This window comes from Bordetella genomosp. 9, assembly GCF_002261425.1.
Classification (GTDB): Bacteria; Pseudomonadota; Gammaproteobacteria; order Burkholderiales; family Burkholderiaceae_B; genus Bordetella_C.
Genome location: NZ_NEVJ01000003.1, coordinates 2,567,233 through 2,590,749, shown reverse-complemented (window position 1 = coordinate 2,590,749; position 23,517 = coordinate 2,567,233). Strand labels below are relative to the sequence as shown.

Sequence of the window (23,517 nt, the reverse complement as noted above, 5' to 3'; positions counted from 1 at the left end):
GTTCAAGATTTGAAACGAATTTGCGAGGGGAACGTAATCCCTTGATGTTGCACTCAATCGCGCCCCGAAGCAGGGGGCGGCGCTGCCTATGATAATGGACGCCATCCGGCCCCGGGGGCGATAATGCCGCAACTTGTACAGGAGACGCCGGATGCCCCGTCATTTGCCCCGAATTCGATTCTCGCGGCGGTTTTTGCGGATCACCGGGGCAGTAGTGGGTTTCGTGCTGCTGCTGCTGGCCCTGGCCGCATGGCAGGTGCCCGAAGTCACCCGGCGTGTGCTGACGCGCGACGTCGCGGGCATGCTGGGGCGTGATGTCCAGGTCGGCAAGATCACGTTCAATCCTTTTTCGCTGACGCTGCGGGCGCACGATATCGCCGTCGAGCAGCCGGCCGCCGCGTCGCCGCTGCTGGCGATCGCCGAAGTCGACGCCAGCCTGTCCTGGAAATCGCTGTTCTGGTTCGCGCCGGTGGTGGACGCGCTGGTCGTGCGCGAACCCAGGCTGGCGCTGGCGCGCGACGCGCAGGCGCATTTCAATTTCACCGATGTGCAGCAGAAGCTGGCCAGCCTGGGCCAGGACAAGCCGCGGACGCCGGCCGACAAGGACGCGCCGCTGCCGCGCTTCTCGCTGAACAATATGCGGCTGGAGAACGGCGCCATCACGATGGACGACAAGGTCACCGGGCGCAAGCAGGTGATCGATGAAATCGCGCTGGGCGTGCCTTTCATTTCCAACTTCGGCTATGCGACCGATATCGACGTGGTGCCGAAGTTTCACGCACGGATCAATGGCAGTCCGTTCGACCTGAACGGCACGGCGCGGCCGTTCGACGTGACGCCGACGTCCACGCTGGACGTGGTGTTCAGCGGGCTGGACCTGGAGAAGTGGGCCGACGCGTGGGGCGTACCCTTGCCCGTGAAGCTGAATCGGGGTCTGCTGGATTCGGATCTTCATATCGTGTTCGAGCAGCCCAAAGACGCCGTGCCCAAGCTGCGCATCACCGGCGGGGTCAGCCTGCGCGATCTGGATCTGCGCGAAGCGTCCGATGAAAGCCTGGTCGCCTGGCAGGCCTTGAATGTGGGGGACGTCGATGCGCTGCCGCTGGAGCGCCGTGTGCGGATAGGGCAGGTGGAGCTGGTGGAGCCGCACATCCAGACGCGCCGGTATGCCGACCAGCGGATCAACTGGCTGGACGTGGTCGACAAGCTGCAACGCTTGGGCGCGGGGGCCAAGACCGAAGGGCCGGCGCCGGTCAGCACGGTCAAGACGGCGTCGGTGCCGGTCGTCACCGCCAAACCGGGCGAAGCGGGCGCGTCCGCGCCCGCGCCCGGAGCTGCCCAAGGGCCAGCGCTCGCGACAGTGCCTGCGCCCGCGCCAGGAGCCGCGCCCGCGACAACGTCGCCAGCCGCCGCCGCGTCGGCCCCGACGCCCGCGCCCGCGAAGCCCGCGCCTGCCACCGCTACGACCCCCGCGCCCGCGACGGGCACCTCATCCACGCCCGCGCCGGCTGGCGATGCGGCGCCGGCCGCGGCGGTCGAGCCCGATCCCTGGCGTCTCGAGGTCGGCAAGGTCGCCGTCACCAACGGCCAGCTGCGCCTGCGCGACGCGCCGACCCGCCTCGACTACACGCTCGACAAGCTCTCGCTGGCGGTCACGAACGTGCAATTGCCGCAGCCCAAGGACCAGCCCATCGCCATCGAGCTGACCGCCGAAAACCCCGACGGCGCGACGCTGCAGGCCAATGGCGGCGTCATCCTGCAGCCGCTGGCGCTGACCCTGGACGCAAAGGCCGCGCGCCTGCCGCTGCCGCCCTTCGCCAGCGCGGTCCGCAGCGCCGCCCCCGTCACGCTGCTGGCCGGTACCGTGGGCGCCGCCGCCAAGGTCGACGTCAAGGACCACAACGGCACCTACGCCATCCAGGCGTCCAATATCAAGCTGGACCTGGCGAACGTCTCGGCGCGCGACGAATCCCTGGATCCGCCGATCACCGTCGGCCTGAACACCCTCTCGCTCGGGATCGACAAATTCGTCCTGGGCTCGGGCTCGTCCCGTTTCGACCTGCGCGTGGCCGGCCTGCTGGGCGACGGCAATCTGGCTTCGCAAGGCACTGTCACGCTGCAGCCCCTGGCCGTGAAGGCCAGCGTCGACCTTTCCAACCTGAACGTGGCGGAGCTCGCGCCCTACGTGGCGTCGCGCCTGAACGCCACGGTGCGCTCCATCCGCCTGGGCGCGAAGGGCGACGTCGACTTCGTCGCCGCCACTTCCGCGAACGGTCGCGCCGCGTCGCCGATGAAGGTCTCCTGGAAAGGCGGCGTCGACGTCAGCGACCTCAACCTGCAGGACCGCGTGAACCGCGCGGACTTCCTGGCCTGGAAGCTGCTCAGCCTGCGCAATATGGCGATCTCCATGGCGGGCGGCAAACCGGCCATCGAGCTGGGCGACATCACGCTGGACAACTTCTACGGCAACGTCCTGTTGAACTCGCAGGGCGAACTCAACGTGATGAACCTGGTGGCCGAACCGGGCCAGGCCGGCGGCTCCATCACGCAGGACACGCAGGCGCCCGGGCAAGCCTCCAGCGGGGCGGCCAAGGCCGCGCCGGCGCAGCCCGCGGCCGCCGACAAGTCCCGATCGGGCAAGGCGGCTGCCGGCAAGGCATCTTCCGGCAACGCGGGGCGCAGCGATGCCGACATGCCCGACATCGCCGTGCGCAGCATCACCTTGAAGAACGGCCGCGCCACCTTCAACGACCGTTTCGTGCGCCCGAACTACACGGCGGAACTATCCGCCATCGAAGGCTCGGTGTCGGCGGTGTCCTCCACCGATCCCCGGCCCGCCAAGGTCAGCGTCAAGGGCCGCGTCTATCGCACCGCGCCGCTGACCATCAGCGGTATCGTCCAGCCTTTCGCCAAGTTCCTGACGCTGGATATCCAGGCTTCCGCGCGCGGGGTCGACCTGCCGCGCTTCACGACCTATTCGGCGAAGTACGTCGGCTATCCCATCGAGCGCGGCAAGCTGTCGATGGATGTGGAATACAGCATCAAGAACCGCCAGCTGCAGGCCAGCAACCACGTGCGCCTGGACCAGCTGACCTTCGGCGCCAAGACCGACAGCCCGCAGGCCACCACGCTGCCGGTCATGCTGGCCGTCGCATTGCTGAAAGATCGCTCCGGCAATATCGACATCAACCTGCCCATCTCCGGCTCGCTGGACGATCCGAATTTTTCCGTGGGCGGCATCATCCTGCGGGTGATCGGCAACCTGGTCGTCAAAGCGGTCACGTCGCCCTTCAGCCTGCTGGCGTCGGCGTTCGGCGGCGGCGGCGACGAGCTTTCGTATATCGCCTTCGAGCCCGGCAGCGCGACGCTGACGGACGACGGCAAGGAAAAACTGAAGAAACTGGCGGCCGCGCTGGCCGACCGGCCTTCCCTGAAAATGGATATCGCCGGCCGCGCGGATCCGGTGTCCGACGAAGCCGGGCTGCGGCAGAGCTGGGTGGACACCCGCATCCGCATCGCGCGCTCGCGCGCCACGGGCAAGAGCGGCCGGCTGGACGGCAGCGCGCCCCTGACCGACGCGGAGCGCGCCAAGTATCTGGCGGACGCCTACGACAATGCCAAGATCGATAACAAGCCGCGCAACTTCATCGGCATCGCCAAATCGCTGCCGCCGGCGCAGATGGAAGATCTGCTCCGGCAGGCGGCGCCCGCCGGAGAGGACCAGTTGCGCAAGCTGGCGGACGCTCGCGCGCAAGCCGCCTATGAGCAGCTGCAGCAGGATGGCGCGCCCATGGATCGCATCTTCATGGTGGCGCCTAACCTGTCGGCGGAAGGCGTCAAGGACGACGGTCCGCCGACCCGTGTGGAATTCGCCTTGAAGCGTTGACCGGCGCCCGCCGGGGCGCCCCCGGCATCCTTACGAGAACGGAGTTCATCAGCATGGACGACAAGCACCTGGATAGCCTACTGCCGCCGCTGCGGCTGGACCGCCGCGGGTTTCTCACGGCCGCCGCTTCGGCCGCGGCGGGGGCGGGCTTCTGCCTGGCCGCGGGACCCGTGATGGCGCAGACCGTCATCAAGACCGATGCCAAGGGCTTGACCGCGGGCTGGGTCGACATCCCGGCGGCGGGCGGCAATATGCGCGCCTACCGCGCCCAGCCGGAAAAAGGCACGCATTTGCCCACGGTGCTGGTCATGGCGGAAATCTTCGGCCTGCACGAGTACATCCAGGACATCTGCCGGCGCCTGGCCCACCGGGGCTATCTGGCCATTGCACCCGACGTGTTCGCACGGCAGGGCGATCCCACCAAGTACACCGAGATCGCCAAGCTGCAGGCCGACATCATCAGCAAGATCCCGGACGCCCAGGTCATCGGCGACCTGGACGCCACCGCCAAATGGGCCGCCGGCCACAACGGCGATGCCAACAAGCTGGGCATCATCGGGTTCTGCTGGGGCGGCCGCTTCGTGTGGCTGTATTCCGCGCACAACCCCAAGTTGAAGGCGGGCGCGGCGTTCTACGGCCCCTTGCGCGGCAAGCGCGACGATACGCTGCGCCCCAAATTCCCCGTCGACATCACCGCCGACATGCATGCGCCGGTGCGCGGCGCCTACGGCGCGGAAGACACCGGCATCACGCAGGACGACGTCGCCGCCATGCGTGACGCCCTGGCCAAGGGGTCGGCGTCGGCCAAGGCGTCCGTCATCGACGTCTACCAGGGTGCGGGCCATGCGTTCCACGCGGACTACCGCCCCAGCTATCGCAAGGAACAGGCGGAGCAGGCGTGGGAACGGATGCTGCAATGGTTTTCGCAGCATAATCTTGGGGTGTCGCAGCACAAGTGAGCGCGCGGTGGTCCGCATGCCGGGCGCGTATTCCTGAATAACGTTTTCTGTCGTTTCACTGGAGATATCAATGACCATCAAAGTCGGCGACCGGGTACCGGATGGCACCCTGACCGAATTCATCGAGACCGAGACCGAAGCCTGCGCGCTGGGACCCAACAATTTCCAGGTCGCCGATCTGGTGAAAGGCAAGAAGATCGTGGTGTTCGCCGTGCCGGGCGCTTTCACGCCGACCTGCTCGAACAAGCATCTGCCGGGTTTCATCCAGAACGCCGACGCCTTCAAGGGCAAGGGCGTGGACGAAATCTGGTGCGTGTCCGTCAACGACGCCTTCGTCATGGGCGCCTGGGGCCGCGACCAGAAAACCGACGGCAAGGTGCGCATGCTGGCCGACGGTTCCGCGACGTGGACCAAGGCCCTGGGCCTGGAAATGGACCTGGACGCGCGCGGCATGGGCATGCGCTCCAAGCGCTATGCCATGGTGCTGGACGACGGCGTGGTCAAGACCCTGAATGTCGAAGCGCCGGGCAAGTTCGAAGTCAGCGACGCGACGACGATGCTGGCCCAGTGCTGACGCGGCCGCGCGCTTCTTGATCTTGAGTATGGCAAATCCGAGAGCCGCCCCGCGCGGCTCTCGCCGCTAAGAGCTTTATGTTCGCCACGATTTCCTCTTTCTCTTCCCTGTACGCCGCGGCGCTGCTGATGCTGTGCGGAACGGGACTCTTCAATACCTTCATGGGTCTGCGGCTGACGGCGCAATCGGTCAGCCCGTTCTGGGTGGGCACGCTGATCGCGGGCTATTACCTGGGCCTGGTGTGCGGGGCGCGCCTCGGGCACAAGCTGTTGATCCGGGTGGGACACATCCGCGCCTTCGTCGCCTGCGCGGCCATTGCCGCGGTGATGGTGCTGGCGCAAGCGTCGCTGGAAGTGCTGTGGCTGTGGCTGATATTCCGCCTGGTGGCGGGCATCGCGATGGTCACGCAGTTCATGGTGCTGGAAAGCTGGCTGAACGAACAGACCGAAAACCGGCTGCGCGGGCGCGTGTTCTCCGTGTACATGCTGATGTCGGGGTTGGGCACGGTGCTGGGCCAGCTATCGTTGACGCTGTTTCCCGCCCTGGACCTGCGGCCGTTGACGCTGGTGGCGGTGTTCCAGATTCTTTGCCTGGTGCCCGTGGCCTTGACCGCGCGATCGCACCCGGCGACGCCCGTGCCCGCGCCGCTGGACCTGAAGTTCTTCGCGCGCCGCGTGCCGCTTTCGCTGACCGTCCTGTTCGTTGCCGGCCTGCTGTCCGGCGGCTTCTATGGACTGGCGCCGGTGTACGCGGCCCGGCACGGTTTCAGCACCACGCAGGTCGCGTTCTACGTGGCGGCGACGGTCACGGCGGGCCTGTTGTCGCAGTTTCCCATGGGATGGATATCGGACCGCGTCAACCGCGCGGGGCTGATCCGTTTCAATGCGGTGCTGCTGACGGCGCTGCCGGTATTGATGTGGGGCTGGCTGTCGCTGCCGTTCGCGCTGATGCTGGCCTTGTCATGCGTGTTCGGCGTGCTGCAGTTCACGCTGTATCCGCTGGGTGCGGCCTTCGCCAACGATCATGTGGGGTCCGATCGGCGTGTCGGCCTGAGCGCGATCCTGCTGATGGCCTATGGCATAGGCGCGTGCATCGGGCCGCTGATCGCCGGCGCGCTGATGTCGCTCGCGGGGCCCAATATGTACTACGTGTTCATCTCCGCCTGCGCGCTGGCGCTGGTGCTGACGGTTCGGCCGATCCGGGTGACCAACCAGCATCAGGTGGATGAAGCGCCGGTGCACTTCCAGGCCATGCCGGATGCGCTGCAAAGCTCGCCGGCCGCCGCCGCGACGCTGGATCCGCGCGTCGATCCGGACGTCGACACAGAACTGGTGATGGTCGAGCCGCAGCCCGATGTGGTCGAGGCGCCGCGCGGCGCGGCGGCGGCGGCCGAAGAGGCCGTCGCCCGGGAAGCCGCGGCGGAAGACGAGACCCGCGTGTAGGGGCGCAAGCGCGGCTTCGTTGGGGCCGTCTTGGGGCCGTCTTGGGGCCGCGGCGGCGCGTAATGGGGCGTGATGGGGCAGGGTGGGGTCGTGGCGGCGGCGCCGTGGGCGCCTTCGGGCCTCAATGGGTGGCCTTGCTATGGAAGCGATAGATATAAGCTAATTACCCTTATTGTTGGTGTTTTCGGAAATATCATTTTCGGTTTTGCGGGTTTATCCCTAGGCCTTGGCGGCGCAGAATGCGTTTTATCGGGAACAGCAACGGACATCGCGGAACCCCTCCCCCCTCTCCGCGGTGTCCGTCCCGACCCAACTTAACAGGACTAGGAGTACTGCCATGAAGACCAAGACCATCGTTTCCGCTCTGATTCTTTCCTTTGCCGCCATCGGCGCCGCGCAAGCCGCCAACAGCGAGCCCGACAACGTGCCGTTCCAAGGCGTGTATGGCCAGGCCGCCAACGGCGTGAGCCGCGCCCAGGTCGTCGCCGAACTGCAGCAAGCCCGCAGCGCCGGCTTGACCGCCAACCGCGAATCGAACAATGCGCCCTTCGTCGCGCAGGCCGATAGCGGTGTGACGCGTGCCCAGGTCGTCGCCGACATCGATAGCGGCAACACGAGCACCAGCATCGCGTTCGGCGATCTGAACAACCAGCCTTTCCAAGGTGCGTAAGCACCGGCGGGATACGACACCCGCTCCCGGCAGTCGCGGCAGCCGCCGCGACGACCCTCGGCCCCGCCATGTGCGGGGCCGTTTGCTTTGCTGACGCCTGATTTGAGCCGCTTGCGTTGACCCCCCGTATGCCGGGTCCCTTGCGCCGCGTTCAGCCCTGCGCACGCGGATTTACCTATTGGAAGGTATGCGAGATCGCGGCGCCCTGACCGGCGCCCACGGTCAGGCGCTGGTGCACGTCGGGCCCGACGTTGTTGCGGATGGTGATGTCATAGGTGCCGGCGGCCAGGGTCAAGCGGCGCATGGGCGGGCTGATGCCGCGCGATTCGCCGTCGACCAGGATCTCGCCCCAGGGGCGTACGGCGATGGGGACCGAGACGGGTGATCGGCTCTTCGCCTGCGTGGTGGCCAGCGGTTTCGTGTCGGCCGATGCGGGCGTGGCGGATTTGGCCGCGACCTGCTGCGCCGTTCTGGGTTGCGTCGCTGCCGCCGTTGTGGCTTTCGGTGCCACCGTCTTGGCCGATGCCCCGTTCGTCGGCGTTTTCGTCGCGATCCGCGAAGCGGGACGTGCCGTGGCGGGCGCGTCGGCTTTCGCGGCTTGCCCGGCGCCGCGCGCGGGGGCAACGAGTAGCATCGGGACGCCGGCGTCAGGCACGCTCATATCCGCCGTGACGACGTCGATAATGGTCCCGGCCTTGCGTGCGGGCGCATCGGTCGCGGCGTCGATGGTGTGGCCGGGTGCCGCCGCGTCCAGGGATGCGTTGGCGACCGCCAGCGGATCGCTGGCCGAGGCCAGCGGGATGGGCCGCGCGCGCGGCGCCGCGTCCGCCCATTCCGACGCCGACGTATCGGACGCCGCCGACCACTTCGATTGCTCCGGCGATGAAGATGCGTTGCCCGCATAACTTCTCGCCTGGCTGCCTGCTTGGATGCTCGTGCCGTTCGTGCCGCGTGCACCCAGCCCGTTGATGGCGTTGGCGCCCGGTCCGTGGCGCGACGCCAGGGCCGTGCCATGGCCGCCAGGCGGGCTCTGCGGGTCCAGCAAGGCGATCAATGCGCCCGCGCCTATCGTCGCCATCGCGGCCAGCTTCCAAACGGATGCCGCGGGCCAGTGCAGGGGCTGATGCCTGCTTCCGCTGCTTGCGCGATGGGACGTCGACGACCGGCGCCGCAGGCGTGGACGGATGTAGGCGTAGATAAGCGGGGGTGGCGCGACGACGGGCGCGGTGTTCGGCGGGGTGCTGGCGGGAACGAGCTGGCGGGATGGAGCGTTGCCCTGTTCGTCTCGCGGCGCATCGTCATCGTCCGGGGGAGGACATGCGGGAACGTTGGGCATAGGCGGCTCCTGAAGCTGGCTGCATCGTCGCCGGTAGCGGAAAACGACCGGGTCAGCAATCTTGCGTTGGGCGGAGCCTGGTGTACATCGGTCTAATGAGGGGCAAGTCCCGGGTCGGATCCACCATAGGTGGGTATCGGATGGCTGGGTTCGGGCCTGGGCCCATCGGGGCCCAGGCCTGCAAACGTGCGTAGCCGGATCAGCGCAGGCCGCCGCTGGCGACGATGGTTTCGCCGGTCAGCCAGGCGGCGTCGTCCGACGCCAGGAAGGCAGCCACGGTGCCGATGTCGCGCGGCTGGCCGACGCGGCCCAGCGGCGTGAGGGCGACGACTTCGCGCTCCATGTCCGACCCGGCGATGCCGGCGGTTGCCGTGCCTTCCGTTTGCACCATGCCGGGATTGATGGCGTTGACGCGTATCTTGCGCGCACCCAGTTCTTTCGCGAGCACGCCGGTGATCGCGTCCACCGCGCCCTTGGTGCCGCTATAGACGGCCGACTGGGGCGGGGTGATGCTGGTCACCACGGAGCTGATGTTGATGACGCTGGCGCCTTCGCCCAGATGCTTGACCGCCGCCTGCGTCATCAGCAGGACGCCCAGCACGTTGACGTCGAACTGCTTGCGATAGTGTTCTTCGGTGATCTCTTCGACCGCGGCGAACTCGTAGATGCCGGAGTTGTTCACCAGGATGTCCAGGCGGCCGTAGTTCGACAGCGCCGCGTCGACGATCGCCTTGGCGTCCGCCGCCTTGGACACGTCGCCGCCGACCGCGACGGCCTTGCCGCTGGCCGCGGTGATCGCCTGCACGACGGCTTCCGCGCCGGCCTTGCTGGACGCGTAGTTGACGACGACCGACGCGCCCTGCGCGGCCAGTTCCTTGGCGATGGCGGCGCCTATGCCCTTGGATGCGCCGGTGACGATGGCGACTTTGCCTGCGAGCTTGCTCATGATCGGATTCCTATCAAAGTATGAGGGGTGAAACGGCCAGCGCGCGAGAGTCGCGGGCTGGCCGTTTCAGGCATGCGAGCACGATAAGCGGGCAGGGGCGGTTCGATAAACCGCGCAAAGCGGAATTGAGACGGCGAAATTCCCGAACAGTCGAACGATCGCCGGACCGGGCTCAGGCCGGCTTCAGCGTGATCCAGGTCGGCGCGTGGTCGCTGGCCTTTTCCCAGCCGCGCACGTCGCGGTCCACGCCGGCGTCCTGCAACCGCGGCGCCAGCTTGCGGTTCAACAGCAGATGGTCGATGCGTATCCCCGCGTCGCGCGCATAGGCGTTGCGGAAATAATCCCAGTAGGTGTAGATGCGGGTATCCGGATGGCAGGTGCGCAGCGAGTCGGTCCAGCCTTGGGAGACCAACTTGTCGAAGGCCGCGCGCGTCTCGGGACGGAACAGGGCGTCGTCCACCCAGCGCTCGGGCTTGTAGACGTCCAGGTCGGTCGGGATGACGTTGTAGTCGCCGGCCAGCACCGTGGGCTGGCCGCTGTCGACCATGCCGGCGACGTGCGCCGTCAGGCGCTCCATCCACTTCAGCTTGTAGTCGAACTTGGGGCCCGGCGCGGGGTTGCCGTTGGGCAGGTAGAGGCAGGCGACGACGATGCCTTGCACGGTCGCTTCGATATAGCGGCTTTGCAGGTCTTCGTCATCCCCTGGCAGGATGCGGCGCGATTCGACCGGGTCGCAGCCGCGCGTCAGGATGGCGACGCCATTCCAGCTTTTCTGGCCATGCCAGATCACGCCGTAGCCGGCATCGCGGATGGCGGATTCGGGGAATTTCTCCTGCGGCGCCTTCAGTTCCTGCAGGCAGGCCACGTCGGGCTGTTTCTCCTCCAGCCAGCGCAGCAGGTTGGGCAGGCGGGCGCCGATGCCATTGATGTTGAAAGTGGCGATTTTCATGGGCGGGTCGATGCTGTGTGTGTCTCGAAGGTCAATGATAGCGGCCCTGGCCCGACACCCTGCTCTGGCGTTCGCACAGGCTGAAGAGCGCGGCAGGCCCGGACCGCCTCGGCGCGCGGCCGGGTGCCGGCGCCGTGGGCCTACATGGCCTTCATGGCCGTTATGGCGGTCAAGGCCGCGTGCCGCGCAAGGAATGCGTGGCCAGCACTTCCAGCACGCGCTTGCCGGCCTCGGTGGTGATGGCGACGCGCGTGACGGCGGTGGTGCGGCCCTGGTGGACGATGTCGGCTTCGGCTTTCAGCTCGCGGCCTTCGCCGGGGCTGACGTAGGAGGCGGTGACGCTGCTCATCGCCCAGTCTTCGCCCAGCGCGGCCTGCGCGGTGGCCTGGGCGAAGCCCAGCAGCACGCCGCCCTGGGCGTGGCCCACCCGGTTGCCGATATGGGGACCGTTGGCCAGCGTGCCGGTCGCGCCCCCCTTGCGTGCATGGGCGCGGTAGCCCCACAGCCGTTCATGGAAGTCCCCGCCGGCTCGGCTGTCGTCCAGCGCCATCCTGACGTGCTCGTAGACGGCGAGTTCGCCGGGATTCAGGTCCGTTTCCGGGTCGAGCAGCGGCGCATCGTCCTGCGTCGGATCCACCGGCGTCAGGAAGGGGATGGGCGTGCCCGCCGGCAGGTCCAGCACCATGAAGGTGGCGGTGCCCAGGCCGATTTCCCGGCCGGCGCCGTGCAGGGTGACGCGGCTGATGGCCTGGCGGCCGGCGGCGCCATGCACGTAGCCATGGAAGCTGCTGCTGGCCGTGACCGGCGCGAGGCAGGGCGCGCCGGTGAGCTGCAGCTGCATATTGACGGTGGCCAGGCGGGTGTCGGCGGGCAGGGCGGCGCGCACCGGCGCGGCCAGCGCCAGGTCGGCCAGCACGCCCAGCGCCGTGCCGTCGATGGCGCCGTCGCTGGCATGGCAGTCGGCCTTCATGCTGACCAGGCTGTCGTCCACGGTGACGCGGTCGAAGGACACGGCCAGGAAGTTGCCGGCGAAATGGAAACCGTGTTCGCGGCGCCGGCGGATGGCGCGCAGCGTGCGTTGCAGGATGGGATCGAGCGCGGATGGGCGGGCGCCGGGCGTGAGCGTGTGCGTCATGGGAGCAGGAGACTGGGTGCGCGCGCCACGGAGCCGGCGTGCGACAGGCGACCCCGATGATATCCCGGCGCCGTGCCGCATGCCTCCGACAGGAAAACCAGGTTCACGGGCGCGACCGCTGTTGGATCTCGCCATCCACGTGTTCGCGCATGATGGCCGCGAGCCTGTCGGCCAGCGGCAGGCTTTCACCAGGACGCTTCAACAGCAGCAGGGGGATCGTCGGTAGCGCCGGCAGGGCCGCCGCCTTGGCGTCCAGCGGCCGCACCGACGCCGGCAGGCCGTAGGGCGTGCGTACGTTGATGCCCAGGCCCGCCGCCGCAGCAGCCCACAAGCCGTTCAAGCTGGGGCTGGTGAACACCAGACGCCAGGGGATGCGGGCGCGGTCCAGGGCGGTGGTCGCCGCTTGCGTGAACATGCAGGGGCGGTCGAATGCGATCAAGGGCAGCGGCTCGCCGGAGTCCGCGTGCCATGGCAGCGCGGATGATCCTATCCAGCACATGCGTGGGCGGGCCAGGCGTTCCACCGGACCACCGTCATCCAATGCGTGCCTGCGTGCCGCGGGGGCGGGCGCGCCGTCGGTCGCCGCCGTGCTGTCCCAAAGAAGCGCCAGGTCCAACTGCCCGGCGTCGAGGCGCTCCCGCAATTCGGTGTTGCGCGCGACACGGGCCTCGATGCGGACCTTGGGATGGGCGCGGGCGAAGCGCCCCAGCAGTTGCGGCAACATGGCTTCGCCGAAGTCCTCCTGCAAGCCCAGGCGGATCCATCCTTCCATGTCCAGGCCGCGTGTGGCGACGGCGGCTTCGTCGTTCAGGCCGACCAGGCGGCGCGCATAGTCCAGCATGACTTCGCCGGCGTCGGTCAGCGCCAGGCCGCGGCCGGATTTCTTGAAGAGCGGGGCGCCGGCCTGGTCTTCCAGCTTCTTGATCTGCGCGCTGACGGCGGAAGTCGAGCGGCCCACCCGATCCGCCGCCTTGGCGAAGCTGCCCAGGTCCATGCCGATGACCAGGGTGCGCAAGGCCGCGATGTCCAGGTTCACCTGCATGGAACGTCCTGTTTTATCGAATTGATTGGTGAATATTATGTGATTTTCAGAATGGTTGGAAGTGTTCAGACTGATGCCACTTCCTCTTTTCGGACAGGCATGAAGATGAGCTCCACCACCATAAACACGCCGGTGCGGCCAGCCGCTGCGTATGCGCTCGGCCCCGAACATCGCTGGAAGGTATTGGCCGCCGGTGTCGCGGCCAATGTCAGCTTTTCCGCGGCGGCCGCCGGCATACCGACCACTGCCATCTGGCTGCGCGCCGGCTACCGGTTGGACGATGCCTCGCTGGGCGTCGCGCTGGGCGCCATCGGCCTGGGGGTGGCGCTTACCGAATTGCCCTGGGGCATGGCGACCGATCGCTGGGGCGACCGGCCCGTGCTGCTCGTGGGCCTGGGCGCGACGACGCTGGCCCTGCTGGCCATGGCGGTGCTGATGGTGCCGTCCGATGGTTTCGTGCCGGCGTTTCATTGGCTGCTGGCCCTGATGTGCGTGGTCGGCCTGGCCGGCGGCAGTGTCAATGGCTCCAGCGGCCGCGCCATCATGCGCTGGTTCAAGGAGGGCGAACGCGGGCTGGCCATGAGCATCCGCCAGACCGCCGTGCCGCTGGGTGGCGGGCTCGGTGCGCTGCTGCTGCCATGGCTGGCGTCGGCGAACGGCTTTCGCGCGGTGTATGGCGTCCTGGTGACGATGTGCGCCGCCGCGCTGGTGCTGGCATGGCGGTGGCTGTACGACCCTCGCGAGGATGCGGATGCCCGTGCCCATGCGGATGCGGGTGCCGATGTGTCATCCCATGCTCGCCGCACGGGAACGACCGCCCCGGCGTCCCGGAACAGCCCGTTTCACGATCCAGCGATCCGGCGCATTGTCCTGGCGATAGGCGTGCTGTGTCTTTCTCAATTCGCGGTGCTCAGCTTCGCGACTGTGTATCTGCACGACTTCGGCGGCGTGGGCATCGCCGGAACGACCTTCGCCATGGTCGCGGTGCAATTGGGCGCGATGATTCTGCGCGTATGGAGCGGCCGTTACACCGACGTGCATCACAACCGGCGCGCCTATGTGCGCACCGTCGTGCTGATCGCGGTTGCCGCCTTCGCCGTGCTGGCCTTGGCCACCGCCGCGAACGCGCCCGCGCCGCTGCTCATCGCGGCCATCATCGCCGCGGGCGTCACCGTCTCGGCATGGCACGGCGTCGCCTACACGGAACTGGCCACGCTGGCGGGCTCGGCGCGCGCCGGCACCGCGCTGGGCATGTGCAATACCCTGGTCTACCTGAGCCTGTTCCTCGCTCCCGTGTCCATTCCCTACGTGCTGGCGGCTTCGTCATGGGCCGGCGTTTGGGCGTCGGCCGGCGTGATCGCATTGGCGACGCGACCCTTGTTCCCGAGGCCGTGAGGCCGTGCCGGATTGATGGCATTTTCCTCCGCTGTTATATTGGTTGCGAATCGCAACTTATAAGGGATGCCGCCGAACGGCGCGGGATGGAACACCATGGACGTCATCGAAGCGTTGAGCCAGTCGCGCGAGCAGACCATCAGGCAGGTGCGCGAACTGTCGCGCAAGCTGGTGCGGGAGCTGGGTTTCATGCGTCCGCATCTTGCCGACAGCGGCCTGGCGCCTTCCGCGGTGCACGCCATCATCGAAGTGGGCTTGACGCCTGGCATACAGGCGCGCGACCTGGCTGCGGTGCTGCGGCTGGACAAATCCAATGCCAGTCGTCAGGTCGCCAAGCTGGAAGCCGCCGGCCTGCTGCGGCGCGAGAGCGATCCGGAGGACGCTCGGGCGGCGCGGCTGTACCTGACGCGCCAGGGTGCGGCGCTGCGGGCGCGCATCGACCGGTTCGCGACCGATCAGGTGTCGAAGGCGCTGCGCCAGCTGGCGCCGGTCGATCAGCAGGCGCTGCTGCGCCTGCTGGCGCTGTATGGCGAGGCTTTGTCTCGCGACAATCCGAATATGGCCGGGGTCGCGGATAACGACGATGGCGTTCCTGAGCCATCCGTGGAGCGGGCCGCGGTCACGGCCAATGTCCGGCGGCGGGAAACCGGCGTGGAAGCCGCCAGTAACGGCGAAGGGCACATCGTCGAAGGTTACCTGCCTGGCTGCATCGGCGATGTCGCGGCCTTGCACGCCCGCTACTACGCCGAGACCGTAGGCTTCGGCGTGTTCTTCGAGCGCAAGGTTGCGACGGAGCTGGCGGCCTTCGCGGAATCGCTTCCCGCGCAAGGCAAGGGGATGTGGCTCTATGTCGAACACGGCCGGGTGCTGGGATCCGTGGTGATCGACGGCGACATGGACACGCGGGAAGCGCATCTGCGCTGGTTCATCGTGGACGGCAGCCTGCGGGGCAGGGGAGTCGGCCGCGATCTGCTGGCGCGGGCCATGGCGTTCGCGGACGCATGGTACGACGAGACTTATCTATGGACCTTCCGCGGCCTGGATGCCGCGCGGCATCTGTACGAGTCCGTCGGCTTCCAGCTGGCGGAGGAAACCGCCGGCTCGCAATGGGGCGAGCCGGTCACGGAACAGCGCTTCGTCCGGCGCAAGCCCGCCACGCTCGGCTAGGCGGTCCGCGCTGGCACATCGCCGCCGACCACGCGCTTTGCGCCGGAACGCTGCCGCCGGCTACGCGCCCTGGGGTGACACGCCCAGCCTGCGATCGGGGGCATCGGCGCGCACGCGACGCGCGGCGTCTTCCTGCCGCCGCGGGCCGGGCAGCGATGCCACGTGCAAGGTACGCATGGGGTGAGCGAAGCGCACGCCCAGGTCTTCGAAAGCCTGCATCATTTCCAGGTTGATGGCCTGCTGGATATCCATGTACTGGTTGTAGCCCGGGTCCAGCACGATATACACCGTCTCGAAATCCAGCGAGCTTTCGCCGAAGCCCTTGAAATGCGAGCGGTCGAAGCGCGTCTTGTCCTGTGCGCGGATGATGCGTTCGACAATGGCGGGCACTTCGCGCGTCTGTTGCGCGGTGCAGTCGTAGCTAAGGCCGAACTGGAACACCACCCGGCGTTCGCGCAGGCGCTTGTAGTTCTGGATGGTGGCCGTCAGCATGCTGGCGTTGGACATCACGATCTGTTCGCCGCCCAGGCTGCGGATGCGGGTGGTCTTCAATCCCACGTGCTCGACCGTGCCGGCCAGCGTGCCCACCACGATGAAGTCGTTGACCTCGAAAGGCTTGTCGATGGCGATCGACATGGACGCGAACAGGTCGCCCAATATGTTCTGCACGGCCAGCGCCACCGCGATGCCGCCCACGCCCAGGCTGGCGACGAAGGCGGTGATGTTGACGCCCATGTTGGACAGCATCGCCAGCAGCACGACCGCCCACAGCAGCACCTTGGCGCCCCAGATGGACAGCGCCGCCAGCGCCGTGATCTGGCCGCCCTGCGGTTCCGCATGGCGATGGAAATAATGGCGCATGCCCAGCACCATGGCACGATGCGCCCACAATGCGATCTGCAGGATGGCGACGACGAACCACAGGCCGTCGATGCGGCCGGCCCAGCGCGCGGGCATGTCCAGCACGCCCGCGCCGATCAGCAGGGCGGCCAGCGCGAGCAGCATATTGCTGGTGCCCGCAACGACTTCGGCGGCGACAACGCTGAAATGGGCGCCAGCCGTGTGTGAACGGGCCAGGAGCCTGCGCTTCGCGAAGCCGACGGCGATACGCGCGACGGCGAATGCGGCGCACGCCGTCGCGAAAGCGATGATCCAGTTCAGCAGCGGAATGTTCAGGAAAAGCGTATCAGTGAAAAACGCACCGAAAACGTTGTCGGTCATGCGGATCCTCCTCGTAGGTCAGGGCCTGATCGACGTTACAGGGTAACAGCGCATGGCGATCGATACAGCGGAAGAGCACCAAAACAGCGCATCGGGTGCGTGCTATTGCCTTGGATCGCGCTCAGTCGCGATCGGGCGCGCCCAAGGGGAACCATGCGCGGTACGGGCGGGCTTCGTCGACCGCGCGCGCGAATGATGGATAACGCAACAGGCGCTGGCGGTAGGCGCGCACGTGCGCGCAATGCGGCGGTATCGGGTGCGTCCAGTCGGCGTAGAACAGGAAGGGCGCCGCGCCGCAATCGGCCAAGGTGAATCGCTCGCCGGCCGCCCATGCGCGACCGGCCAATCTCCGGTCCAGCCAGGCATACGACGTGTCCAGCATCGCGCGGGACTGCCGCACGCCATGGGGATCGCGCGACTCCACGGGGCGCAGCTCGTTGAAGACGATCTGCATCTGCGGCGTCGCGACGTAGTTGTCGAAAAATCGGTCCATGAAGCGCGTTTCCAGCGCTGCCTTGGGATCCTGCGGGATCATCCGCGACCCACTGGCGTGATACAGGTCCAGGTATTCGATGATGCAGCTCGACTCGATCACCGTACGATCGCCGTCCGCCAGCACGGGAAAGCGCTGCATCGGCCACAGCTCAGCCAGGCGCCGGCCCGCCGGACTGTCAGGGCCTTCAATGACATTGCGTTCGAATTCGATGCCCAGGTCGTACAGGGCGATGAGCACTTTCTGGCAATAGGACGAGAACGGATGGAAATACAGCTGCAGCGCCATGGCGACTCCTCGCGTGGTGCGGCACGAGCGGGATTTCGCGCCGTCCTGCCACGACGAATGAGAGGGGCCGGAATCGACATGTCGCGGGGTAATGACGGTTTGGCATTATCCGGGGAGCGCATTGCGCCTGGCATGCACTGGCGCTCCGCGGCGGGCGGTGCATCGCAGTTGGCATTAAGGTGCGATGGGGCCGGCCCGGCATTGACGAGCCTGGGAGTCACCGGCTTGCTGGGCGAGTTCCAACAAGAGGTGTTGAAGCACTTTCGGAGATGTGCACCTACCCCAGCGAGCGACCGGATGCCGTCGGCGGAGCAGGCAACAGGAGCGCCGTTGTCACTGATCCGCGTCGTAGCCCGTCCATTCGGCGACGAATTCGTCGCGGAAGCGGCGCAGGCGGGCGGCGCGGGTGTCGGCGATGCGGCGGGCGGCGGCGGTGTGCAGGGTGGCGGGCAGGCGCAGCAGCTTGGCCTCGATGTGGTCGAGGGCGTATCGGGTGTCGTCGAGCGGGCGGTCGACGGCCAGGGGGTCGGTGCCGTGGGCCAGCGGACGGCCCAGTTGGCCGCCGACGTGGAACATGCGGGCCAGGCCGATGGCGCCCAGGGCGTCCATGCGGTCCGCGTCCTGGACGATGCGCGCTTCCAGGGTGCGCGGCGGGATGCCGGCGGAGAAGCTGTGCGCCTCGATGGCATGGGCGACGGCGGGCAGCTTGTCGGCGGGGAAGCCGGCATCGGCCAACGCGCGAGTCGCCTGGGCGGCGGCCATGACGGATGCCTTGGAACGTTCGGGGTGGTTCTTGGGCAGGTTGACCAGGTCGTGCAGGAAGCACGCGGCCAGAACGACGAGCGCGTCGGCTTCAGGGTGGTCGTCCAGGATGCGCCGCGCCACCGACCATACGCGTTGCAGGTGATTCAGGTCATGCGCGCCATCGTCCGCCGCAGCGGGGGCGGCGATGTCCGCCAGGCGCGGTTTCCAACAGGCAAGCAGGTCTTCGTCCATTCAATTCATCACCATCCCGCGGCATAGGCCGGCCGCCGCGGATCGGCGCCGCCCCAGCGGATGCCGGTTTGCATATCATGCCGCACCGCGCACATCGCGCCGGCGCGCCAGTTGCGGTCCTGCCACCATTTTACGGAATGGCCCATGGCGGCCAGCCGGTCGCCGACTTCCTTCGGGATCAGGTCCTCGATCATCAGCCGGCCGGGCACGGCGGTATGCGGTTCGAACGACGAGGGGAAACTGAAGCTGGCGAAGCGGGGTGCTTCGATGGCCTGCTGCAGCTCCATGCCGAAGACCTCGATATTCAGGAAGGTCTGCAGCATGGCCTGCACCTGCACGTCGCCGCCCGGCGTGCCGAAGGGCATCACATAGCCATCGGGCCGGATCGCCATGGAAGGGTTGGGGGTGAGGCGCGGGCGCCGGCCCGGGCCGACCGCGCAGGGATGGCCGGCCTCCGCCCAGGACTGGCTGCCTCGGCCCGACGCGATCAGGCCGGTGCCCGGTATCACCGGGGAGTTGTAGGAGCCATCGCTGGGCGTGGCGGAAAAGGCGTTGCCGTGCTTGTCCACCACCGCCACGTAAGAGGTATCCAGCCGCGGGTCGGTGCGCGCCGTATCGCCCGGCCCGGCCTCGCGCAGCTCGATGTCGCGGGCGCTGGGCAGGCGGCCGGCGGGCGGCATGTCGGGGCCGGCGCGATTCGGATCTATCATCGCCAGCCGCTGCCGCGCGTACTCCTTGGACAGCAGCGCCTGCTGCGGCACGTCCGTGTGGCGCGGATCGCCGTAATGCACCTCGCGATCGGCGAATGCCAGCTTGATGGTCTCGGTCAGCAGATGCACATAGGCGGCCGAGTTGTGGCCGAGCGACTTCAGGTCGCGCGGCTCCAGGATATTCAGCATCTGCAGCAGCGACGGCCCCTGGCACCAGAAACCGCAGCTGTGCACGCGGGTCCCGTGGAAATCCGTCATCAACGCCGGATCGACCTCGACACGGAAATCGCGCAGGTCCTCATGCGTGACCAGGCCGCCTTCCTGCTTGTGGTAGTTGACGATGGCGGCGGCGATGTCGCCTTCGTAGAAGGCCCGCCGCGCGGCGGCGAGGCCCGCCAGGCGGCCCTGGCCCTGATGCGCGCGCTCTTCGTCGGCCAGGTATTGCAGGCTGCCCGCCAGGTCGGTCTGGCGGAAGATGTCGCCGGCGCGCGGCGGCTTGCCGCCGGGCAGGTAGACGGCCGCGCTGGAAGGCCAGCGCGCGTAGTTCCTGGCGTTCTCTTCCAGCACCTCGGCCATCAGCGAATACATGACGTAGCCGTCGCGCGCCAGGCGGATGGCACCCGCCGCCACGTCGCCGAAGCTCATGGTGCCGAAACGCTCCAGCGCGGTGATCCAGGCGTCCGGCGCGGCGGGAATCACCGTACGCAATACGCCCGCCGGTATCGTGCCCTTGTGCTTCTGCAGGAAATCGTCCAGCCGCGTGGCCTTGGGCCAGTAGCCCAATCCGGAAATGCTCCACACCTTGCGGGTGTCCGCCTGATAGACCAGGATGGGCGCCACGCCTCCGAAGTTGACGATGTCGCTCTGCACCACGCCCAGCGCGATGCCGGCCGCCACGCCGGCGTCGACGGCATTGCCGCCCGCCTGCAGGATGTCCATGCCCGCCTGCGTGGCCAGGTAATGGCCCGCGGCGATCATGTGGTTCAGTCCGGTCAACGTCGGCCGCATCGAGAGCGGCGCGCTGCCGGCGGTCAGGTCCGGGGCATAAGAGGGGGTCGCCATGCTGTTCTCCTGCGCATGCATTGCGCGGCGCCATGTTGCGCCGCGCGCGGGTTCCGGGGTCACTGCGGGGATGTCACTGCGGCTTGATGCCCAGCCGGTCGGTGACGGTCTTCCACTTCGTGTATTCGGCCTGGATATAGTCCTTGAACTCGGCCGGCGTGCTGCCCTGGATAATGACGTCGCGCGCTTCCATGGCGCGGCGCACTTCATCGCCCGTCAGGGCCTGCTTCGTCGCCTTGTACAGCGCATCCACGATGGCCGGGGGCGTGCCCTTGGGCAGCAGCAGCCCGTACCAGGAGCCGCCGACCAGCTCGGGATAGCCGGCTTCCACGGTGGTGGGAATATCGGGCGCCCGCTCCAGCCGCTTCTTGCTGAAGATCGCCAGGGCCTTGAGCTTGCCTGCGTGGATCAAGGGCAGCGTGGTGCCCGGGGTATCCAGCGTGTATTGCACCTGCCCGGCGATCGTGTCGTTGATCAGCGCCGAGCTGCCCTTGTAGGGCACATGCACCGTCTTGATATTGGCGTCCTGGTTCAGGACCTCGGCAAAGAAGTAGTTCGCCGTGCTGATGCCGGGCGACGCGTAGTTCACCTGGCCGGGATGCGCGCGCGCGTACTCGACCAGCTCCGGCAGGGTATTGGGCGGAAAGGCGGGATTGGCCACCAGGATGAACGGTCCGCCGCCGATCAGGGTCACGGGCACCAGGTCCTTCAAGGGATCGTAGGTCAGGCCCTTGATCGTCAGCGGCGCGCCGGTCAAGGGCGAACCGGTCGCGAACAGCACGGTATAACCGTCAGGTTCGGCGCGCGCCACCTGCTGCGCGGCGATGGTGCTGCTGGCGCCCGCACGGTTTTCGATGATGACCGACTGGTGCAGCACCTTGGTCAGCTGTTGGGCCAGCACGCGCGCCACGGTATCCGTGCCGCCGCCGGGCGGGTAGCCCACCATCAGGCGTATCGGACGATCGGGCCAGTCGGCAGCCAGGGCCGATGGCAGGTGGGCCGCGCCCAGCAGGAACACGCTGGCGGCGATCAACGCGCGCCAGAAAGAAAGTACTGAACTCGTCATCGAACAACCCCTTGAAGCGTTATGCGTTATCGCTTTGCTTGATGTGGTCTGTCCCTGCACCTGTTTTATGCGGCTACTTGTTCTGCGCCAGCCCCAGCTTGCGCACGATGTCCGCTTCGAGCTCATATTGCCTGGCCGCATAGGCGGCGTAGTCCTTGCCGTCCATGTAGACCAGCTCCTGGCCGTATTGCGTCAGCACCTGCTTGAACGGCTCGGATTCGGCCACCTGCTTGAATACGGTCTGCAGCTTCGCCACCACGGGCGGCGGCATGCCCTTGGGGCCGGCGATACCGAAGGGCGCGTTGGCCGGCGGTGTGCCGTCCAGTTCCTTGAGCGTGGGCACTTCGGGATACTGCGCGCTGCGGTGTTCGCCCCACGTTACCAGCATGCGCATTTTTTTCGCCTGAACGAGCGGCTGCACCGTGGTCGATCCGGCATAGGCGGTAACCTGGCCGCCCATGACGGCGGTCAGCACGTCCGACTCGCCCTTGTAGGGGATGTGCCGCCACGTCACGCCGTTGCGCGTGGCGATGTCTTCCATCATCACGTTGGAGGCGCTGCCCACGCTGGCGGTCCCGTAGGTGACCTCATTCGGATGCGCCTTGGCGTAGCCGATGAAATCCGCCCAGGTCTTGAACGGCGAGTCCGCCGGCACGGCCACGCCCAGCGTGTAGCCGCTGAGCATCATGATGTAGGTGAAATCATGCACCGGGTCGTAGCCCATGTCCTGGATGTGCGGCATGCGGAAGACGGGACTGGGCAGCACGGCCAGCATATAGCCGTCCGGTTTGGCCGTCTTGATGGCGCGCGCGCCCAGGGTCGCGCCGGCGCCGCCTCGATTCTCGATGACGATGGCCTGGCCCAGCCTGGGCGCCGCCAGTTCGGCGAATTTGCGGATGACGATGTCGGTCGATCCGCCGGCCTGGTAAGGCACGACGATGTGCACCGGATAGGCCGGATAGCTGTCGGCGGATTGCGCCGACGCGGGCCGAGCCAGTTGCGCGAGCAGCGCGGCAGCGCCCATGGCGATGAACGCCGCGCGACGCAGCCCGCGCGCGATCGGTCTGGATAATGCGGTCATGTGGGTCCCCCTGTGGACTTTTGGATGGTGGCGTCGGCGGTTCAGGCGGTCTTCCAGCTCTGCGCGAAGGCGCGCTGGAAGTTGCCGCCCAGTACGCCCATGATCTGCGTGTCGGTCAGTCCCGCCTTGTGCAAGGCATGCGTGAATTCGGGAAACTGCGCCGGCGTAGGCGTTTCCACCGGATAGCGCGCTTCCATCACGTCGCCGAAGGCGTTGGAGAAATCGCCGCCCGAGGCCGCGTACTTGGTGCGCGACATCACCATCACGTGGCGTACTGCTTCATACGTATCCACCGCCGGGAAATCCGTGCCGATGCCGACGTGTTCGTAGCCCACCAGCTGGCCGATATGGCGCACATTGGCGACGAAGTCCTCCATGGTCGGCTGCTGCTTGGGATCGCCGCGCCAGCTCAGGTAGGCATGGATGCTGCAGCCGATCACGCCGCCGGTGTCGGCGACGGCCTTGATCACGTCATCGGATTTGTTGCGCGGTCGCGGGATCACCGCATTGGCGTTGGCGTGTGTCAGCAACACCGGCTTGCTGGAATGCCGTGCCGCGTCCAGGCAGGTCTGGGGCGCGCAGTGGCTCAGATCGATGGCAATGCCCACGCGGTTCATCTCCTGGATCATCTTGATGCCCAGGTCGCTCAGGCCGGCGTTGCGCTTCTCCAGGCAGCCGTCGCCCAGCAGATTGGCTTCGTTGTAGGTCAGCTGGATGACGCGGATGCCCAGAGTGTGGAACAGGGCCACGCGATCGATCTGATCGCCCAGCGGCCGGCCGTTCTGCCAGCCCATGATCAGGCCCAGCTTGCCGGCCTGCTTGGCGCGCGCGATATCCTCGACGCGTTCGACCAGCAGCCATGGCGAATCCGGCGCGGCGCAGCGTTCGCGCCAGGCCATCGCGTCTTTCAGCGCCTGTTCGAAATTCGAACCCATGTCGGTGACGGTCAGGTTGATGGCGCTGACGCCACCCGCGAGCATGTCGCGCGCGCTGCCATCGCTGAAGAAAACCAGGCCGTCGATGATGGTGGATCGCCGGTGCAGGTCGTTGATGTTGTCCATGTCGTGGTTCCGTGATCGGGAGGATGGTGTGTTCGTGG

At 67.3% G+C, this 23,517-nt stretch carries 19 protein-coding genes; 7 read left to right on the top strand and 12 right to left on the bottom strand.

What is annotated here, in order from left to right; translation table 11 throughout:
- Window positions 1–151 precede the first annotated feature (151 nt).
- The 5 genes from CAL26_RS22720 to CAL26_RS22700 all read left to right on the top strand — a co-directional run bounded on the left by CAL26_RS22720 (window position 152) and on the right by CAL26_RS22700 (window position 7,531).
- Window positions 152–3,886: a DUF748 domain-containing protein gene (locus CAL26_RS22720; protein WP_094848963.1), complete on the top strand. Its 3,735-nt coding sequence runs from the start codon at window positions 152–154 to the stop codon at window positions 3,884–3,886.
- 53 nt (window positions 3,887–3,939) lie between these two features.
- Entirely contained in the window at window positions 3,940–4,845 is a 906-nt protein-coding gene (locus CAL26_RS22715; RefSeq protein ID WP_094848962.1) for a dienelactone hydrolase family protein, read from the top strand.
- A gap of 70 nt (window positions 4,846–4,915) precedes the next feature.
- The gene (locus tag CAL26_RS22710; protein ID WP_094848961.1) at window positions 4,916–5,419 is read left to right on the top strand and encodes a peroxiredoxin; all 504 of its coding nucleotides are present in this window, start codon (window positions 4,916–4,918) and stop codon (window positions 5,417–5,419) included.
- A gap of 77 nt (window positions 5,420–5,496) precedes the next feature.
- On the top strand, window positions 5,497–6,861 hold the full coding sequence (locus CAL26_RS22705) for an MFS transporter (protein WP_094848960.1): 1,365 nt from the start codon (window positions 5,497–5,499) through the stop codon (window positions 6,859–6,861).
- Between the two features lie 337 nt (window positions 6,862–7,198).
- Window positions 7,199–7,531, top strand: a complete 333-nt coding sequence (locus tag CAL26_RS22700; RefSeq protein ID WP_094848959.1) for a DUF4148 domain-containing protein — start codon at window positions 7,199–7,201, stop codon at window positions 7,529–7,531.
- Window positions 7,532–7,706: 175 nt separating this feature from the next.
- Here the strand turns inward: CAL26_RS22700 and CAL26_RS22695 are convergent, their stop codons facing one another.
- The 5 genes from CAL26_RS22695 to CAL26_RS22675 form a co-directional block, all read right to left on the bottom strand.
- Window positions 7,707–8,867, bottom strand: a complete 1,161-nt coding sequence (locus CAL26_RS22695; RefSeq protein ID WP_143277484.1) for a hypothetical protein — start codon at window positions 8,865–8,867, stop codon at window positions 7,707–7,709.
- A 199-nt stretch (window positions 8,868–9,066) separates the two neighbouring features.
- On the bottom strand, window positions 9,067–9,813 hold the full coding sequence (locus CAL26_RS22690; RefSeq protein WP_094848957.1) for a glucose 1-dehydrogenase: 747 nt from the start codon (window positions 9,811–9,813) through the stop codon (window positions 9,067–9,069).
- 172 nt (window positions 9,814–9,985) lie between these two features.
- Window positions 9,986–10,762 (bottom strand): exodeoxyribonuclease III, encoded by a 777-nt coding sequence (gene xth, locus CAL26_RS22685; protein ID WP_094848956.1) that lies wholly within the window; start codon window positions 10,760–10,762, stop codon window positions 9,986–9,988.
- 169 nt (window positions 10,763–10,931) lie between these two features.
- Window positions 10,932–11,897, bottom strand: a complete 966-nt coding sequence (locus CAL26_RS22680; protein WP_094848955.1) for an acyl-CoA thioesterase domain-containing protein — start codon at window positions 11,895–11,897, stop codon at window positions 10,932–10,934.
- Between the two features lie 103 nt (window positions 11,898–12,000).
- Window positions 12,001–12,939, bottom strand: a complete 939-nt coding sequence (locus tag CAL26_RS22675) for a LysR substrate-binding domain-containing protein (protein WP_094848954.1) — start codon at window positions 12,937–12,939, stop codon at window positions 12,001–12,003.
- A gap of 105 nt (window positions 12,940–13,044) precedes the next feature.
- On the opposite strand from CAL26_RS22675, the gene CAL26_RS22670 reads away from it, so the two are divergent.
- A complete protein-coding gene (locus tag CAL26_RS22670; RefSeq protein ID WP_094848953.1) occupies window positions 13,045–14,334 on the top strand; it encodes an MFS transporter in 1,290 nt (429 codons plus the stop codon).
- A 96-nt stretch (window positions 14,335–14,430) separates the two neighbouring features.
- Complete coding sequence (locus CAL26_RS22665; RefSeq protein WP_094848952.1) at window positions 14,431–15,501, top strand: bifunctional helix-turn-helix transcriptional regulator/GNAT family N-acetyltransferase; 1,071 nt, start codon at window positions 14,431–14,433, stop codon at window positions 15,499–15,501.
- A gap of 60 nt (window positions 15,502–15,561) precedes the next feature.
- Here the strand turns inward: CAL26_RS22665 and CAL26_RS22660 are convergent, their stop codons facing one another.
- The 7 genes from CAL26_RS22660 to CAL26_RS22630 all read right to left on the bottom strand — a co-directional run bounded on the left by CAL26_RS22660 (window position 15,562) and on the right by CAL26_RS22630 (window position 23,479).
- Window positions 15,562–16,722, bottom strand: a complete 1,161-nt coding sequence (locus CAL26_RS22660; protein ID WP_094848951.1) for a mechanosensitive ion channel family protein — start codon at window positions 16,720–16,722, stop codon at window positions 15,562–15,564.
- Between the two features lie 121 nt (window positions 16,723–16,843).
- Window positions 16,844–17,503, bottom strand: coding sequence for a glutathione S-transferase family protein (locus CAL26_RS22655; protein WP_094848950.1), 660 nt, complete (start codon window positions 17,501–17,503; stop codon window positions 16,844–16,846).
- Between the two features lie 333 nt (window positions 17,504–17,836).
- Window positions 17,837–18,499: an HD domain-containing protein gene (locus tag CAL26_RS22650; protein WP_094848949.1), complete on the bottom strand. Its 663-nt coding sequence runs from the start codon at window positions 18,497–18,499 to the stop codon at window positions 17,837–17,839.
- Between the two features lie 8 nt (window positions 18,500–18,507).
- On the bottom strand, window positions 18,508–20,271 hold the full coding sequence (locus CAL26_RS22645) for a gamma-glutamyltransferase family protein (RefSeq protein ID WP_094850031.1): 1,764 nt from the start codon (window positions 20,269–20,271) through the stop codon (window positions 18,508–18,510).
- 73 nt (window positions 20,272–20,344) lie between these two features.
- Window positions 20,345–21,337, bottom strand: a complete 993-nt coding sequence (locus CAL26_RS22640) for a Bug family tripartite tricarboxylate transporter substrate binding protein (RefSeq protein ID WP_179283455.1) — start codon at window positions 21,335–21,337, stop codon at window positions 20,345–20,347.
- Between the two features lie 73 nt (window positions 21,338–21,410).
- On the bottom strand, window positions 21,411–22,418 hold the full coding sequence (locus CAL26_RS22635) for a tripartite tricarboxylate transporter substrate binding protein (RefSeq protein WP_179283454.1): 1,008 nt from the start codon (window positions 22,416–22,418) through the stop codon (window positions 21,411–21,413).
- A gap of 41 nt (window positions 22,419–22,459) precedes the next feature.
- On the bottom strand, window positions 22,460–23,479 hold the full coding sequence (locus CAL26_RS22630; RefSeq protein ID WP_094848948.1) for a dipeptidase: 1,020 nt from the start codon (window positions 23,477–23,479) through the stop codon (window positions 22,460–22,462).
- Between the last annotated feature and the right edge of the window lie 38 nt (window positions 23,480–23,517).

Excerpts from the sequence above, each read along its gene's own strand:
- CAL26_RS22670 (WP_094848953.1), top strand. The coding sequence starts at position 13,045 with ATGAGCTCCACCACCATAAACACGCCGGTGCGGCCAGCCGCTGCGTAT.
- CAL26_RS22645 (WP_094850031.1), bottom strand. The coding sequence starts at position 20,271 with ATGGCGACCCCCTCTTATGCCCCGGACCTGACCGCCGGCAGCGCGCCG.
- CAL26_RS22665 (WP_094848952.1), top strand. The coding sequence starts at position 14,431 with ATGGACGTCATCGAAGCGTTGAGCCAGTCGCGCGAGCAGACCATCAGG.
- CAL26_RS22660 (WP_094848951.1), bottom strand. The coding sequence starts at position 16,722 with ATGACCGACAACGTTTTCGGTGCGTTTTTCACTGATACGCTTTTCCTG.
- CAL26_RS22715 (WP_094848962.1), top strand. The coding sequence starts at position 3,940 with ATGGACGACAAGCACCTGGATAGCCTACTGCCGCCGCTGCGGCTGGAC.
- CAL26_RS22675 (WP_094848954.1), bottom strand. The coding sequence starts at position 12,939 with ATGCAGGTGAACCTGGACATCGCGGCCTTGCGCACCCTGGTCATCGGC.
- CAL26_RS22720 (WP_094848963.1), top strand. The coding sequence starts at position 152 with ATGCCCCGTCATTTGCCCCGAATTCGATTCTCGCGGCGGTTTTTGCGG.
- CAL26_RS22655 (WP_094848950.1), bottom strand. The coding sequence starts at position 17,503 with ATGGCGCTGCAGCTGTATTTCCATCCGTTCTCGTCCTATTGCCAGAAA.
- CAL26_RS22640 (WP_179283455.1), bottom strand. The coding sequence starts at position 21,337 with ATGACGAGTTCAGTACTTTCTTTCTGGCGCGCGTTGATCGCCGCCAGC.
- CAL26_RS22690 (WP_094848957.1), bottom strand. The coding sequence starts at position 9,813 with ATGAGCAAGCTCGCAGGCAAAGTCGCCATCGTCACCGGCGCATCCAAG.
- CAL26_RS22635 (WP_179283454.1), bottom strand. The coding sequence starts at position 22,418 with ATGACCGCATTATCCAGACCGATCGCGCGCGGGCTGCGTCGCGCGGCG.
- CAL26_RS22630 (WP_094848948.1), bottom strand. The coding sequence starts at position 23,479 with ATGGACAACATCAACGACCTGCACCGGCGATCCACCATCATCGACGGC.
- xth (WP_094848956.1), bottom strand. The coding sequence starts at position 10,762 with ATGAAAATCGCCACTTTCAACATCAATGGCATCGGCGCCCGCCTGCCC.
- CAL26_RS22695 (WP_143277484.1), bottom strand. The coding sequence starts at position 8,867 with ATGCCCAACGTTCCCGCATGTCCTCCCCCGGACGATGACGATGCGCCG.
- CAL26_RS22650 (WP_094848949.1), bottom strand. The coding sequence starts at position 18,499 with ATGGACGAAGACCTGCTTGCCTGTTGGAAACCGCGCCTGGCGGACATC.
- CAL26_RS22705 (WP_094848960.1), top strand. The coding sequence starts at position 5,497 with ATGTTCGCCACGATTTCCTCTTTCTCTTCCCTGTACGCCGCGGCGCTG.
- CAL26_RS22700 (WP_094848959.1), top strand. The coding sequence starts at position 7,199 with ATGAAGACCAAGACCATCGTTTCCGCTCTGATTCTTTCCTTTGCCGCC.
- CAL26_RS22680 (WP_094848955.1), bottom strand. The coding sequence starts at position 11,897 with ATGACGCACACGCTCACGCCCGGCGCCCGCCCATCCGCGCTCGATCCC.
- CAL26_RS22710 (WP_094848961.1), top strand. The coding sequence starts at position 4,916 with ATGACCATCAAAGTCGGCGACCGGGTACCGGATGGCACCCTGACCGAA.